Genomic DNA, 12,240 nt, shown 5'->3' on the forward strand with positions numbered 1-12,240 from the left:
CGCCAGCTGCTCGCTGACCCGCGCGACGGCCGGGAAGTCCTCCGTCCTCGCGTCGGACGGCCCGCTACCGGACGGAGCCCGGCTCGGCGGCAAGGAGCGTCGTGATCTCCTCGGCGAGGTGCGGGCCGAGCTCGCCCTGAGCGCCGGGCGATCCTCACGCGGGCGCGACCTGACCGAGGAGGATCTACGGTCCGGCCTGGCCCGCCTCTGGGACACCGTCGCGGGCCCGGTCCGCGCGACATCGCGCAGCCGCCACGGCTACCAGGTAGCGGTCCGTTCTGCTGTTGGTCAGCGTCGCGGGCTGGGTGCAGCCGCTGGCTCGGTCGACTTGTGTTCCTTCGGTGCGCGACGTTGTGGTGATCGGGCGGACTCGGGTGTCACCCGGAGGTGCAGCGCGGCGAGCAGGAGGCAGAACGCGGCCATTGCCGACCACAGCGCGGTCGTCCCCGCGTGGGCGAGCAGCTGGGTGCCGAGGAGGGGGGCGAGCGTCGCGGCGATCCCCCAGCTGGTACCGAAGACGGCCAGGTAGCGGCCGCTTGCCCCGGGTGGTGCGAGGTCGGTGACGAGCGCGTAGACGCGGCCCATGACCAGCAGATCGCCGAGGCTCTTCACCGCGGTTGAGGCGAGCAGCGCCGGCAGGGTGCGGGTGAGGGCGTAGCCGGTCAGCCCTGCGGCCAGGAGGAGATGGGCGAGGGCGAGGGCGACGGGCGTGGTGAGCCGGGTCGCCCAGGGCAGGCGTATCAGTGGCTGGGCGAGCACGGTGGTGGCCGCGGCGGCGGTGAACAACAGGCCGGCGTCGGCGGCGGGCAGTCCCTGCCGCGCGAGTGCGAGCGGCAGGGTGATCACGGCCTGTTGGTTGATCAGGGCGTAGGCGGTTCCGGTGGCCAGGACGCTCAGCAGGGCGCGGTCGCGCAGCGGTCGTGCGGCGGTGTCGTCCCGGTCCGCTCCGGGCGGTGCCGGACGGTCGCGGGGCAGGGCCAGCCGGATCAGCAGCGCGCAGGCCAGGCAGGTGGCGGCGTCGGTGACGAAGAGCCAGCGCAGGTCCCAGCGGCCGAGGAGGGCGGCGAGCAGTCCGGCGCCCATGCCGCCCGCCGCGAGCGCGGCGCTGAACAGGCTGAACGCGCGCACCCGGTGCTGCTCCGGCACGGACTCGCCGATGATCGCCTGGCTCGGGGGCTCGTAGAGTTCGAAGGCCAGCCCGAGCAGCACCGCCCCGGCGACCGCCCAGGTGAGCGACGCGGAGACCGCGATCGCCAGCTGTGCGGCGGCGCATCCGCAGAGGCCGAGCACGATGGTCGTGCGCCGGCCGATTCGGTCGGCCAGGTGTCCCCCGGCCAGCCGGGAGGGGATCGTCGCGAGCCCGAAGGCGGCGCTGACCAGCCCGGCGGCGGTCAGGCTCGCGCCGTGGTCAGTGCTGATCAGCGCGGTGAGAAAGGGCAGTGAGAAGGCCCCGAGTCGGTTGACGACCCTGGCGAGTAACAGCAGGCGGACGGTGCGGGGCAGTGGTTCGGAGCGCGACACGGCGCCTCCTGTTCTCGTGAATCGCCGATGTCAGTGATCGGCGGGGGGGGTACGTGCGTCGACGTCCGTCTGGTTCTCGTGTGGCGTACGAGCCCTGCCCGACGCCGTCTGCGCCGTCGGGTCGGTGATCCGCCGTCAGGTCGGGCCGACGTCGCGGGCGAAGTGCGGTAGCACCATCGCGACCAGGGCGTCGACATCGGCATCGACCATCGGTTCGCCGGTCATGCCCATCCGGTGGAGCAGGGTGCCGACGACGGAGTCGATGAAGAACAGGACCCTGTTCTCCGGCTCGTCGAGCGCGTCCTGGAGGGCGAGGCGGTAGGGGTCCTGCAGCCGTGCGGAGAGGATCTCGCGCAGGGCCGGGTCGCTGACGGCGTCACTGAACACGCCCGCGAACGCGTCGCCCACCCCGGGCTCGCCGATCGTCGCCGCGATCCAGCGGATGGTCGAGGACATGAGCTCGGCCCGGTCGGCGCCCTCCTTCAGCGGAACCGGGCCGAACGCGTCGAGGAGGCAGTCCACGATCAGCGCGCCCTTCGACGGCCAGCGGCGGTAGATCGTCGTCTTCGCGATGCCGGCCGCGGCGGCGATGCGTTCGACCGTGGCGCGCGCGTAACCGAGTTCCTGGACCGTGCGCAGGGTGGCGGCGAAGACCTCGGCGTCGAGGCCGGCGCGCGGGCGTCCGGGCGGTCGGGCGGAAGGAGGCGTTCGAGTCATTCCCTCACCATAGCTAGTTCCGCTACCTTAGGTATCGATACCTAAGGTAGCGAAACCATTCGGGGAGGAGAAGGCATGAGCGGGGACAGCGGTGCGCGGCAGCCGTCGGCCGGCGGCAGCGGGTTGCGGCAGCAGGCGTTGGGGGGCGAGCCGGACTGGGCGGCGATGACCGCCGAGGAACTCGCCGCCTACCGCGAGACGGAGAACCGCAGGCGGGCGTCGCCTGCGATGCGGGCGATCACCGGGATGCCGGACCCCGGTGCCGCGATCGACTGGCAGGTGCTGGCGCTGCCCGGCCGCCGCCTGCCGGTCCGGGTCCACCGGCCGGTGCGCGAACGCGGCGCCGGCTCCGCCGACCGGGCGGCGACCCTGCCCCTCGTGCTCCACGTCCACGGCGGCGGGTTCGTGGGCACGGCGGTGCAGAGCGACTGGATCAACAGCTGTCTCGCCGCCCGGTTGCCGGCCCTTGTCGTCTCGGTCGAGCACCGCCTCCTCGCACCGGACACTCCGCTGTCGGCCGCCGCCGACGACGGCTGGCACGCGCTCGACCACCTGGTGCGGCACGCCGCCGACTGGGGCATCGACCCGGCGCGCATCACCGTGTTCGGCGAGAGCTGCGGCGCACTGATCACCGCCCTGGCCGCCATCCGCGCCGGGCAGGCCGGCCTCCAACTGCGGGCGCAGGTGCTGGTCAACCCCGTCGCGGACGTGACCGAGACGATGCTCGACCACCCCTCGGTCACCGAGCACGCCCACAGCCCGACCCTGACCGTGCCCCAACTGCGACTGTTTCAGCGGCTCGCTGTCCCCTCGGGAACCGACCCCCGCGCGCTGTCCCCGCTGCACGCCGGCAATCTCACCGGGCTCGCCCCGGCGCTGGTGGTGGTGCCGACCCGTGACCCGCTGGCCGACCACGGCCGCCGCTACGCCGAGCGCCTGCAGGCGGCCGGGACGCCCACGCGGCTGACCGAGTTCCCCGAGGCCACGCACGCCTTCGTCAGCATGCCGACCGTCGTGCCGCAGGCCGAGGCGGCACGGGCGGAGATCACCGAGTTCCTCCGCGACGCCCTCGGCCGCCCCGGCGGCCGCTGACCAGGCGAGTCCGGCGGACGGGCCGGGAAGAGGACACGGCAGGCTACTGCCTGTCGTGATCCACTTCTCCCGATCGGCCCCTTGCCCGTTGCCCCCGCCCGTCCGATAGCCCCAGGTCAGTGGGCCGAATCAGCACGTGCGTTGCGTGCCGGGGCGATCGAGCCGGGTACCGGCCACACCGGTCCGGCGTCCCTGCCCGCGAGAGAGTGGACCGCAACACCGGTGCGGCTGGTGTTGCTGGGGTGAGAACGGCCCAAGCGGCTCCGCCCGGTCCGGGAGTTCAGCTGTCGGCCCGCGCCGCGGTGCAGCCGGTGCAGATCCCGACCAGCTCCACGGTGTGCTGGACGTCCGCGAAGCCGGAGGTCCGGGCGATCTGGTCGGCCCAGGTCTCGACCGGGCCGGCGTCCACCGGGATGCTGATCCCGCACTGGCGGCAGAGCAGGTAGTGGCGGTGGTCGTCGTCGGGCCGGTAGCGGAAGAGCCGCTCGCCGTTGGCGTCGCGGACCACGTCGGCGCGGCCGACGGCGGCGAGTGCGGTGAGGGTGCGGTAGACGGTGCTCAGACCCACGCGCGTACCGGCCGCGAGCAGCCCGGCGTGGAGCAGCTGGGCGCTGATGAACTCTTCGCACTGGGCCAGGGCTTGCAGGACTTCGGTGCGCTGCGGCGTCGGCCTCCCGATCAGTTCGACCTCATCTGGTGGGGCCGGTGGTCGAGCGGGGTCGACTGTGCGGTCGCCGGGCCTCGCGGTGGCGTTGGGTGCCCGGCGGTCGAACGCCGCCGCGAGGGCGGAGACCTGTGTGTCGTTCCTGTTGTTCCCCCGTCGCGACATGGTGGTCAGGCCGCTGCCGGGAGAGCCGTACGTCGGGGGCGGATCAGGAAGGTCGCGGCGTAGAGCGCGCCGGCGGTGGCCATGATGGCGAAGCTCGGCTGGAGTTCGGGGGCTTCGGCGCTGAGTAGGAGGCCGCTCCACAGCTCGGCGACCGCGAGGCCGGCGGAGAGCGCGAGGGCGTGGAACGGCCGGTCGGTGAGGCGGATCGCGGCGCCGGCCGGTGCGGCGAGGAGGCCGAGCAGCAGCAGGGAGCCGACCGCCTGGGTGGCTTCGCCGGCGGTGGCACCGACCAGCGCGAGGAAACCGAAGCCGAGCAGCCGTACGGGCACGCCGCGGGCGGCTGCGACGGCCTCGTCCACGGTGGCGAAGAGCAGCGGGCGGGCGATCAGCAGCAGCGCGGCGCTGATCGCGGTGGCGATCAGGACGGCGAGCTGGGTCTGGCCTGTGCTCAGGCCGAAGATCGAGCCGAACAGGACGCTGGTTCCGGCGCCGCCCTGGGCTCCGCTGCGGGAGGTGGTGTAGATGGTGAGGAAGAAGGCGCCGAGGCCCAGGATCCAGGCGAAGACGCTGCCGATCGCCACGTCGTCCGGGCGGCCCCGGCGGCCGATGCCGCCGAGCAGCAGGCCGACGCCGATGGTGGCGGCGAAGAGCCCGAGCCGCAGGTCGTAGCCGCCGGCCAGGGCGGCCATCGCGCCGGTGAACGCGACGTGGCTCAGTGCGTCGCCGGTGAAGATCTGGGCGCGCAGGACGAGGAAGTAGCCGACCAGGCCGGCCGCGAGCGCGATCGCGGTACCGGCCAGCAGTGCGTGCTGGAAGAAGGGCTGGGTGAGCACGTTCATGCCGTACCTCCGATCGGGAGCGGTGTCCGGCCGCGGGACGAGGAACGGCCGAGCGCCTCGTGCAGGGCACGGCCGAGGTGGGCCAGGACGTAGCCGGTGAAGGCGATGGTGGTCACGAAGAAGCCGAGCGGGTAGGGCTGGTAGTAGGCGGCGATCAGGCCGAGCCAGCAGGAGGCGAAGCCGATCAGCACGGCGAGCGCCAGGCTGCGGCCCGGTCGGGAGGTGAGCTGCTGGGCGGTGGCGGCGGGTATCACCATCAGCGCGAAGACCAGCAGCGTGCCGGTGATCTGACTGGCTTCGGCGGTCGCCGCCCCGAGGAGGACGAGGAACACGGTGGACAGCAGGCGCACGGGCACCCCGCGTCCGGCGGCGACCTCGGGGTCGACGGTGGCGAAGAGCAGCGGGCGTCCGATCACCGCCAGGACGGCGAGGACGAGCGCGCCGACGATCGCCAGCAGTGTCACCTGACCGGTGGTGATGCCGAGGAAGCTGCCGAAGAGCAGCGCGGTGGGCCCCTCCAGCAGGCCCTTGTACAGGCTGATGAACAGGTAGCCGCAGGCGAGTGCGCATGCCTGCACGGTCCCGGTGACGGCGGACTCCTCCGCGCCGGCGTCCCGGCCCTTGCGCCCGAGCGCGGCGATCACCAGAGCGGCGGCCACGCAGAAGCCGAAGTAGCCCAGGCTGGTGCTCACGCCGAGCAGGATCGCCAGCGAGGCGCCGGGGAAGGCCGCGACGGACAGGGTGTGTCCGGCGAAGGTCTGCCGCCGCAGCACCATGAACCAGCCGACCGCCGCGCAGACCACGGAGACGACCGCGCCGGCGCGGAAGGCGTTGACCATGAACGGGTACGCCCACATCTCCTGGAAGTCGGCAAGGAGGTTCCAGGAGAAGGCGGGTGACGTGGCGTCAGCCAGAAACACGGCCGCCTCCCGCGCCGGGCTCGGAGTGCCGGTCGCTGTGCAACGCCGGCGCCTCGGGCTGGCCGACCACCACCAGCCGGCCGTCGCTCGTACGCAGCACCTCGACGGGCGTGCGGTAGAGGCGGGTCAGCGTCTCGGAGGTGATCACCTCGGCGGGCGTCCCGGCGACGGCGCCGCCCTCGGCGATGTACACCACCCGGTCCAGGTGGTGGAGTATCGGGTTCACGTCGTGGGCGACCATCACCACCGACACGCCCTCCTGGTGGCAGATCCGGCCGAGCAGCGCGGCGATCGCGCTCTGGTGGGGCAGGTCGAGGCTGTCCAGCGGCTCGTCCAGCAGCAGGACTCGGGGGCGCCGGATCAGCGCCTGGGCGATCAGCAGTCGCTGCTGTTCACCGCCCGAGCACTGCCCGATCGGCCGGTGCGCGTAGGCGGACGCGCCGACCAGCTCGACGACCTCCTCGACGCGTTCACGTGCCGCTCGGCGCTTCGCGCGGCCCAGGCCCTGGACGGGGATCCCCCACTGATCCCCGTCCAGGCCCAGCCGCACCACGTCCACCCCGCGGATGCGCACGCTCGTGTCGAAGTTGCGGCGCTGCGGCAGGTACCCCACGGCCGCGTTCCTCGCGCCGGGCGCGCCGCCGAGGACGCGGATCTCGCCGGCCACCGCCGGAAGAACCCCCAGCAGGACCTTGACCAGGGTGGACTTGCCGACCCCGTTGGGGCCGAGGACAGCGGTGAACTCCCCGGCCCCCACGGTCAGATCGACACCCGACCACAGGGTCCGCCCGCCCACGCGCACGGCCGCGCCGCGCAGCGACAGCACCGGCTCGGCGCCTGACTCGGCCCCAGTTGATCGAGCGCCGGGGTCCACGGTCGTACGGACCTCTTCGGTCGGGTGGATGCTCACTTGCCCGTCGCCGCCTTCAGCGCGTCCGCGATGCCCTGCAACTCCTGGGTCTGCCAGTCCTGGAAGGTGGCGGAGGCGGGGGCGAGGGTCTCGGTGACCTGGGCGACGGGGATGCCCTGCGCCTTGGCCGCGTTCACCTGGGCCACCACGTCGGGGTTGGAGTTCTGGGTGTTGTAGACGTAGATCTTGATCTGCTTGCCGGAGATCTGCTGGTCGATGGCCGCCTTGTCGGCGGCGGTCGGGTCCGTGCCCTCGCTCTCCGCGTCGAGGAAAGTCTCGGGGGTCATCATCTTCAGTCCCACACTCTCGGCGAGCGGGGTCACGATCGACTCCGAGGCACCGATCGGGGTGCCCGCGTATTTCGCCTTGATGTCGGCTTCCAGCTGGTTGTACTTGGCGAGCGCCTGGGTGGTGAAGGTCTGCTTCTGCGCGTCGAAGTAGGCCGCATCGGCCGGGTCTATCTTCTTGTAGTCGGCGGTGATCTGGTCGATCACCTTGTACACGCTGTCGTGCGAGTACCACTGGTGCGGGTTGTCGCCTTCTTTCTTCCCTGCCAGGTCACCGACCTTCAGTGCCATCCGGTTCGGCCCCGGGTTCGCGGCGAGGAGCTTGTCCGACCACGCGTCGTATCCGATCCCGTTGGTGATCACGTAGTCCGCGCCCGCGATGGTCCGCCCGTCGGCGGCGGTCGGCTCGTAGGAGTGCGGGTCGGTGTCCGGGTTGGTGATGATGCTGGTCACCTTGACGTGGTCGCCGCCGAGCTGGGTGGCGATGCTGCCCCAGAAGTTCTCCGCCGCCACCACCTGGATGGTCTTGGAGCCGGCGGTGCTGGACGAACTCGTCTTCGCCGGCGAGGAGGTCGAGCAGGCGCTGGTGGCGGCGAGGGCGGCGACAGTGGCGGCGCTCAGGAAGAGGCGGGCGGGGTGTCTGCGGACGGAGCTGGGCAGGACGACGCGCATGGCGTGAGTACTCCTCAAGGCTGTTACCAGTCACGAGCGTGCGGACCCCTGTGGCAGGGCCCGTCTCCCGTCTCGGCTGGACGCCTCTCACGCTAGTCGGAAACGATTTTCAAAACCATGTCGATTTACATTGAGATGAAAATCATTGCCGAACTTTGACTCGCACTCGGACACGCTCTGCGGCGGCAACCACCCGCAGCACTCGCTGCCGGGGATCGTGCTGGCCGTCGCATCCGGGGTCCTGCCGGTGGTGGTGATGGTTACGCGTGGGAGTGGTCGTGGCCCCGGTGGAGCTCGTACTCGTCCCACGCCGGGAACGGGCCCTCGAACGCCGTCCAGCCGGACAGGAACCCGGCGTGGGCCTGCCGGCGCACACCGATGCGGGAGAACCCGAAGGCCCGCAGGTAGCCGCGCGGGCGGCCGTCGACCGCGTCACGGCTGCGGACCCGGGTGGCACTCGCGTCGCGCGGCTGGCGCTGCAGCTCGGCCTGCGCGGTGAGGCGGTCCTCGGGCGGGGTCGCGGGCGAGGCGATCGGGCAGGGGCGGCAGACGGGGCCGGTCCAGGGGAATGCCGCCACTGCCGCGAGCGTTGAGCCGACAGCACACTAGATGAAAACGAAAACCATTACGCTATGGTGAGACCCACGCCTGCCCGACACACCAGGAAGGACCCCGATGGCCCGCAACGAACTGCGCCCGATCATCAAGCTCCGCTCCACTGCCGGCACCGGCTACACGTACGTGACCCGCAAGAACCGCCGCAACGACCCCGACCGGCTGGTGCTGCGCAAGTACGACCCCGTCGCCCGTGCGCACGTCGACTTCCGCGAAGAGCGCTGAACCCACTGACTGAACCCACTGAGGAGGCACCACCCATGAAGCCCGGCATCCACCCCGGCTACCGCCCGGTCGTCTTCCGCGACAAGGCCGGCGATCTCGCCTTCCTGACGCGCTCGACCGCCTCCAGCGACAAGACCATCGAGTGGGAGGACGGCAACACCTACCCCGTCATCGACGTCGAGATCTCCTCCGCCAGCCACCCCTTCTACACCGGCAACGCCCGCGTCCTGGACACCGCCGGCCGCGTCGAGCGCTTCCAGCGCCGCTATGGCCTCACCGGCTCAAGGCCCGGCACGGCGAGCTGACCGCACACCGGCTCCAACCGATGCCAAGGAGGAACGAGTTGACCCCGCAGGGCGAGACCCGCCCGCTGCCCGTCACGGTGCTCGGCGGCCTCGCCACCGGCGTCCGGGACTGCGTCGCCGACCTGGCGCGCATCCAGGTCCCGGGACTCGCGGTGCTCGCCATGGGGGCACCTCCCGGCCGAAGGCTGGGGGAGGGTCGACTCCGACGGCCGTACGGTCCCCTGGCAGGTGTACGAGCGCCGCGGACCGGTCGGCGGCGGCACCCTGACGCCGTCGCGGCCGTGCTCCTCCGACGCGCTGCCGCCGGCCCTGCTCGCCGTCCTGCTGCGACTGGCACACACCGCCCGCTACCGGCACCTGCTGCTCACCCTGCCACCAGGCATGGCGCCGGACCTGGTCGCCCTGGATGTGGCGGAAGGCCACATCCGCGGCGGCTCGCCGACCCCGACTACCGGGGCGTCCGCGAGCGGGGCGAGTACAGCTACTTCAAACCCCGCGAGGCGTACGCGCTCAAGCGCCGCATCCAGCGCGACCACGTCCGGTTCGTACTCGCTCTCCGGCTCGGTGGGCACCTCGATCGGCACCTCCTTCACGATCGCCGACGCGGACGTGGCCGGACTGTGGTGCGGACCGCTGCGGCGGGGTTCACCCCCCGGCCCCGGGCGTCGGGGTGGACGTGGACGGAGTGCTCGACCACGCCTGCGTACGCGCACCGGTCGGAGACCGGTACGGCCGCGGCCCAGCCCAGCACCCGGGCGCCGTCGAGGGCGACCAGGCGGCGCTCGGGCAGGCGGGCGGCGTCGAAGGCCTCCCAGGTCGGTGCGGCTTCCTCGAACGTGGCGTCGCCGCCGTCGATCCCGAGCTGGTAGATCGCGAGTACCTGCTCGGCGTGCTCGGGGCGCATCCCGGTGACGGCCACCGCGGGGGTGGTCACGCGGCGGCCTCGATGCCGAGCTCGGCCAGCAGACCGCGGATGCGCTGCTCGATCTGGTCGCGGATCGGGCGGACCGCGACGACGCCCTGGCCGGCCGGGTCGTCCAGCTGCCAGTCCAGGTACCGCTTGCCGGGGAAGTAGGGGCAGGCGTCGCCGCAGCCCATGATGATCACCACGTCGGAGGCGAGCACCGCCTCGGTGGTCAGGACCTTCGGCACCTCGGCGGAGATGTCGATGCCGACCTCGGCCAGCGCCTCGACCACGGCCGGGTTCACGGTGTCGGCCGGGGCGGAACCGGCGGAACGGACCTCGACCCGCTCGCCGCCGAGGCGGGTGAGGAGGGCGGCGGCCATCTGGGAGCGGCCGGCGTTGTGCACGCAGACGAACAGCACGGACGGGACGGCGGTAGAGCTCACGGTTTGATCCTTCGGGCAGGAACGGTGGGGTGGGGTTCAGTGGCCGGCGGTAGCCGGGTGGTGCTCGCCGTGCGGGACCACGACGTCCTCGGCGGCCGCTGCGGCGGGGCGGCCGAAGAGCAGGGCGACCAGGGCGACGCCGACCGCCAGGCCGACGAGCTGGGCGGCGACGAACGGCAGCACCGAGGCGGGCGCGATGCCGGCGAAGGTGTCCGTGAACGCCCGGCCGATCGTCACGGCGGGGTTGGCGAAGCTGGTGCTGGAGGTGAACCAGTACGCGGCGCCGATGTAGGAGGCGACCGCGACCGGGGCGAAGTGTGCGCGTCCGGCGCGGGCCAGACCGAAGATCAGCAGGATGAGCCCGGCGGTGGCGACGACCTCGCCCAGCCACAGGTGCGGGGCCCAGCGGTCGTGGGTGGACCAGTGCACCAGCGGCTCGGCGAACATCGCGTCCGCCAGCACCGCACCGCCGATCGCGCCGAGGATCTGCGCGGGCAGGTAGGCGGCGACCTCGCGCAGGGTCGGACCGTCGCCGCCCGGGCGGCCGGTCCACCAGGCGGCCAGGGTGACCACGGGATTGAAGTGCGCGCCGGAGACCGGGCCGAGCAGGGCGATCAGCACGCCGAGGCCGAAGACGGTGGCCAGCGAGTTGGCCAGCAGCTGCACGCCCACGTCCTGGGAGAGCTTGGCGGCCTGGATGCCGGAGCCGACCACGACGGCGACCAGGGCGCCGGTCCCGACGAACTCAACCGCGGCCCGGCGGCCGAGCGGAGCTGTCTCGGTCATCTCGCGCCCCCTGCGGTCGCCACGGCGGTGGTGCCGGCCGGGGTCTGGAGCAGGGCGGACAGCTTGGCCAGCGCGACGGGCAGAACCCAGTAGTAGACCCAGGTGCCGCGCCGCTCGGAGCCGACCAGGCCGGCCTCGCGCAGCACCTTCAGGTGGTGGGAGATGGTCGGCTGGGAGACGTCGAAGGGGCCGGTCAGGTCGCAGACGCAGGCCTCGCCGCCCTCGTGCGAGGCGATCAGGGACAGCAGCCGCAGCCGCACCGGGTCCGACAGGGCCTTGAACATCTTCGCCAGATCGACGGCGGCTTCCTCGCCCAAGGGCTCGCGGACCATCGGCGAGCAGCACGCCGCCGCGTCGTCCTGGCCGAGCACCGGCAGTTCCAGATTCGACATGTGTCTATGTTGACAGTCATCTATCCAGAGAGACAAGCTCGCTGTATCGACAGATGTCGAAACAAGACCTCGGATCGGGGAGACCGCCAGGTCCCGTGTTCAGCTCGCCCTGCGCGTCGCCGACCTCGAGGGCTCCGTCGCCTTCCCTCCAAGCTCTTCGGCACCGAACCGGCCAAGCGCCGCCCCGGCTACGCGAACTTCGCCATCACCGAGCCGCCGCTCAAGCTCGTCCTCATCGAGGGCGAGACCGGCGAGGACACCCGCCTGGACCACCTCGGCGTCGAGGTCGAGACCACCGAGCAGGTCACCGCCGCCACCACCCGCCTCAAGGACGCTGGCCTGGCCACGTTCGAGGATGGGGGCACCTCCCGGCCGAAGGCTGGGGGAGACACCTCCTGCTGCTACGCGCTGCAGGACAAGGTGTGGGTGCACGGCCCGGGCAAGGAGCCCTGGGAGGTCACGGGGCGACGCCTGGCGGTGGTGCTGACCAGCGCACCGGTGTTCTGGTCAGCCCTCGGCGTCCTCGCCATCCTCCTCGTCGGCCTCGGCCGGGTCGCGCAGGGGCCGAAGCAGGCCGCCGGCCGGGGTGGAGCCGCGGAAGCTGTAGCGGCCCAGCACGTTCAGGTTGACATGCTTGAGCGGGGACAACCGGGCCACGTCCTCGTCCAGGACGTCGTGCTCGCGCTGCTCGGCGGGCAGCGCCCTCGTCGCTCGGGTGGCTTTCCTCTCCGAGCATGTCTCCATCGGAGAAGCCGGCCGTCGAGGGCGGGCACCACGTTG

Annotated in this window: 14 protein-coding genes and 3 pseudogenes; 4 read left to right on the top strand and 13 right to left on the bottom strand. The window is 72.2% G+C overall.

Features of this window, described 5'->3' with window-relative positions:
- Nucleotides 1–288: 288 nt before the first annotated feature.
- Nucleotides 289–1,521 carry an MFS transporter gene (locus tag ACFVWU_RS33890; protein WP_387627956.1) on the bottom strand — a complete coding sequence of 411 codons (1,233 nt, stop codon included), beginning with the start codon at nt 1,519–1,521 and terminating at the stop codon, nt 289–291.
- A gap of 135 nt (nt 1,522–1,656) precedes the next feature.
- The gene (locus ACFVWU_RS33895; protein WP_387627957.1) at nt 1,657–2,238 is read right to left on the bottom strand and encodes a TetR/AcrR family transcriptional regulator; all 582 of its coding nucleotides are present in this window, start codon (nt 2,236–2,238) and stop codon (nt 1,657–1,659) included.
- A gap of 165 nt (nt 2,239–2,403) precedes the next feature.
- On the opposite strand from ACFVWU_RS33895, the gene ACFVWU_RS33900 reads away from it, so the two are divergent.
- A complete protein-coding gene (locus tag ACFVWU_RS33900) occupies nt 2,404–3,330 on the top strand; it encodes an alpha/beta hydrolase (RefSeq protein ID WP_387628005.1) in 927 nt (308 codons plus the stop codon).
- Between the two features lie 280 nt (nt 3,331–3,610).
- Here the strand turns inward: ACFVWU_RS33900 and ACFVWU_RS33905 are convergent, their stop codons facing one another.
- From ACFVWU_RS33905 to ACFVWU_RS33930, 6 genes and pseudogenes are all read right to left on the bottom strand, one after another.
- Nucleotides 3,611–4,159 (bottom strand): Fur family transcriptional regulator, encoded by a 549-nt coding sequence (locus ACFVWU_RS33905; RefSeq protein ID WP_387627959.1) that lies wholly within the window; start codon nt 4,157–4,159, stop codon nt 3,611–3,613.
- Between the two features lie 5 nt (nt 4,160–4,164).
- A complete protein-coding gene (locus ACFVWU_RS33910) occupies nt 4,165–4,998 on the bottom strand; it encodes a metal ABC transporter permease (protein WP_387627960.1) in 834 nt (277 codons plus the stop codon).
- Nucleotides 4,995–5,918, bottom strand: coding sequence for a metal ABC transporter permease (locus ACFVWU_RS33915; protein ID WP_387627962.1), 924 nt, complete (start codon nt 5,916–5,918; stop codon nt 4,995–4,997). The genes ACFVWU_RS33910 and ACFVWU_RS33915 overlap by 4 nt, the downstream gene beginning before the upstream one ends.
- Nucleotides 5,905–6,828 carry a metal ABC transporter ATP-binding protein gene (locus ACFVWU_RS33920; RefSeq protein ID WP_387627963.1) on the bottom strand — a complete coding sequence of 308 codons (924 nt, stop codon included), beginning with the start codon at nt 6,826–6,828 and terminating at the stop codon, nt 5,905–5,907. The genes ACFVWU_RS33915 and ACFVWU_RS33920 overlap by 14 nt, the downstream gene beginning before the upstream one ends.
- On the bottom strand, nt 6,825–7,787 hold the full coding sequence (locus tag ACFVWU_RS33925) for a metal ABC transporter solute-binding protein, Zn/Mn family (RefSeq protein WP_387627965.1): 963 nt from the start codon (nt 7,785–7,787) through the stop codon (nt 6,825–6,827). Before ACFVWU_RS33925 ends, ACFVWU_RS33920 begins: the two co-directional genes overlap by 4 nt.
- Nucleotides 7,788–8,119: 332 nt before the next feature.
- Nucleotides 8,120–8,365 (bottom strand): annotated as a pseudogene (locus ACFVWU_RS33930) (hypothetical protein); the annotation flags it as partial.
- 97 nt (nt 8,366–8,462) lie between these two features.
- Here ACFVWU_RS33930 and rpmG point away from each other — a divergent pair.
- Both rpmG and ACFVWU_RS33940 read left to right on the top strand, forming a co-directional pair.
- Nucleotides 8,463–8,627: a 50S ribosomal protein L33 gene (rpmG, locus tag ACFVWU_RS33935; RefSeq protein WP_280728276.1), complete on the top strand. Its 165-nt coding sequence runs from the start codon at nt 8,463–8,465 to the stop codon at nt 8,625–8,627.
- Between the two features lie 35 nt (nt 8,628–8,662).
- On the top strand, nt 8,663–8,932 hold the full coding sequence (locus ACFVWU_RS33940; RefSeq protein WP_387627967.1) for a type B 50S ribosomal protein L31: 270 nt from the start codon (nt 8,663–8,665) through the stop codon (nt 8,930–8,932).
- Between the two features lie 646 nt (nt 8,933–9,578).
- Here ACFVWU_RS33940 and ACFVWU_RS33945 read toward each other — a convergent pair.
- From ACFVWU_RS33945 to ACFVWU_RS33960, 4 genes and pseudogenes are all read right to left on the bottom strand, one after another.
- Nucleotides 9,579–9,836 (bottom strand): annotated as a pseudogene (locus ACFVWU_RS33945) (GNAT family N-acetyltransferase); the annotation flags it as partial.
- Between the two features lie 26 nt (nt 9,837–9,862).
- Nucleotides 9,863–10,282: an arsenate reductase ArsC gene (locus tag ACFVWU_RS33950; RefSeq protein WP_387627969.1), complete on the bottom strand. Its 420-nt coding sequence runs from the start codon at nt 10,280–10,282 to the stop codon at nt 9,863–9,865.
- A gap of 36 nt (nt 10,283–10,318) precedes the next feature.
- Complete coding sequence (locus ACFVWU_RS33955; RefSeq protein ID WP_387627971.1) at nt 10,319–11,068, bottom strand: aquaporin; 750 nt, start codon at nt 11,066–11,068, stop codon at nt 10,319–10,321.
- Nucleotides 11,065–11,460, bottom strand: coding sequence for an ArsR/SmtB family transcription factor (locus ACFVWU_RS33960; protein WP_387627973.1), 396 nt, complete (start codon nt 11,458–11,460; stop codon nt 11,065–11,067). Before ACFVWU_RS33960 ends, ACFVWU_RS33955 begins: the two co-directional genes overlap by 4 nt.
- Nucleotides 11,461–11,533: 73 nt before the next feature.
- On the opposite strand from ACFVWU_RS33960, the pseudogene ACFVWU_RS33965 reads away from it, so the two are divergent.
- A pseudogene (locus ACFVWU_RS33965) lies at nt 11,534–11,919 on the top strand (ArsI/CadI family heavy metal resistance metalloenzyme); the annotation flags it as partial.
- Nucleotides 11,920–11,967: 48 nt separating this feature from the next.
- Here ACFVWU_RS33965 and ACFVWU_RS33970 read toward each other — a convergent pair.
- Nucleotides 11,968–12,204: a hypothetical protein gene (locus ACFVWU_RS33970; protein WP_387628012.1), complete on the bottom strand. Its 237-nt coding sequence runs from the start codon at nt 12,202–12,204 to the stop codon at nt 11,968–11,970.
- Between the last annotated feature and the right edge of the window lie 36 nt (nt 12,205–12,240).

The organism is Kitasatospora sp. NPDC058190 (assembly GCF_042883685.1).
Taxonomy (GTDB): domain Bacteria; phylum Actinomycetota; class Actinomycetes; order Streptomycetales; family Streptomycetaceae; genus Kitasatospora.

Excerpts from the sequence above, each read along its gene's own strand:
- ACFVWU_RS33900 (WP_387628005.1), top strand. The coding sequence starts at position 2,404 with ATGACCGCCGAGGAACTCGCCGCCTACCGCGAGACGGAGAACCGCAGG.
- ACFVWU_RS33905 (WP_387627959.1), bottom strand. The coding sequence starts at position 4,159 with ATGTCGCGACGGGGGAACAACAGGAACGACACACAGGTCTCCGCCCTC.
- rpmG (WP_280728276.1), top strand. The coding sequence starts at position 8,463 with ATGGCCCGCAACGAACTGCGCCCGATCATCAAGCTCCGCTCCACTGCC.
- ACFVWU_RS33960 (WP_387627973.1), bottom strand. The coding sequence starts at position 11,460 with ATGTCGAATCTGGAACTGCCGGTGCTCGGCCAGGACGACGCGGCGGCG.
- ACFVWU_RS33910 (WP_387627960.1), bottom strand. The coding sequence starts at position 4,998 with ATGAACGTGCTCACCCAGCCCTTCTTCCAGCACGCACTGCTGGCCGGT.
- ACFVWU_RS33940 (WP_387627967.1), top strand. The coding sequence starts at position 8,663 with ATGAAGCCCGGCATCCACCCCGGCTACCGCCCGGTCGTCTTCCGCGAC.
- ACFVWU_RS33895 (WP_387627957.1), bottom strand. The coding sequence starts at position 2,238 with ATGACTCGAACGCCTCCTTCCGCCCGACCGCCCGGACGCCCGCGCGCC.
- ACFVWU_RS33970 (WP_387628012.1), bottom strand. The coding sequence starts at position 12,204 with ATGGAGACATGCTCGGAGAGGAAAGCCACCCGAGCGACGAGGGCGCTG.
- ACFVWU_RS33955 (WP_387627971.1), bottom strand. The coding sequence starts at position 11,068 with ATGACCGAGACAGCTCCGCTCGGCCGCCGGGCCGCGGTTGAGTTCGTC.
- ACFVWU_RS33925 (WP_387627965.1), bottom strand. The coding sequence starts at position 7,787 with ATGCGCGTCGTCCTGCCCAGCTCCGTCCGCAGACACCCCGCCCGCCTC.